Raw genomic sequence first — 741 nt, forward strand, 5'->3', positions numbered from 1 at the left:
TCTGATGTCTGCATCGCCAAAATTTACGCCCAAACCGTCAGGCAGGCAACTGCAGCCCAGTTAACGTGACAACACCGCCATCGACCCCAAAACCAGTTATCAAAGTGGGCAAAACTATACCATTCTGCACGCTGACGGAAGCGTCAGCGGAACGTTTGGGACCGTTATCTCAAAATCTGCTTTCCTCGATCTGAGTGTCAGTTATTCGGCAAATGATGTTCTTTTAGGGATTGCCGTCAAGCAAGATCCGACAGGACCGGAGCCTTCTAACCCAGGCACGTCAGAGCCAGAAACACCAGGACCTGGCACCGGCGGGCCTGAGCCCGAACAGCCCACCCCTGCCCTCTTTACGACTGTGGCCCAGACCCGCAATCAATATGCGACCGCTGGAGGGCTGGATACGCTGGCGCAGACGGGTTCGTCACTGGCCTTGTACAATACCTTGTTGATGCTGTCGGCCGATGAGGCGCGTGCGGCCTTCGAAAGCCTTTCCGGTGAGGCTTATGCTTCCGTCAAAGGCGTACTGATCAACGACAGCCAGTTTATTCGCAGTGCAGCCCTCGGTCGTCTGCAGCAGGCGTTTGACGGCGCTCCGGCAACGCCTATCAATGCGCTTTCCTATGCTGTATCGCAAAGGCCTGCTGTATTGGCTTCAAGCTCTGCCATGGTGTTGTCACGTTAACTGGGCTGCAGTTGCCTGCCTGACGGTTTGGGCGTAAATTTTGGCGATGCAGACATCAG

The 741-nt window shown here is 55.5% G+C and carries 1 protein-coding gene; it reads left to right on the forward strand.

The window, feature by feature from the left end:
- Positions 1 to 355: 355 nt before the first annotated feature.
- On the forward strand, positions 356 to 682 hold the full coding sequence (locus HWX93_RS22695) for a hypothetical protein (protein WP_176038816.1): 327 nt from the start codon (positions 356 to 358) through the stop codon (positions 680 to 682).
- The last annotated feature ends 59 nt before the right edge of the window (positions 683 to 741 follow it).

This window comes from Brucella tritici (assembly GCF_902825325.1).
GTDB lineage: Bacteria > Pseudomonadota > Alphaproteobacteria > Rhizobiales > Rhizobiaceae > Brucella.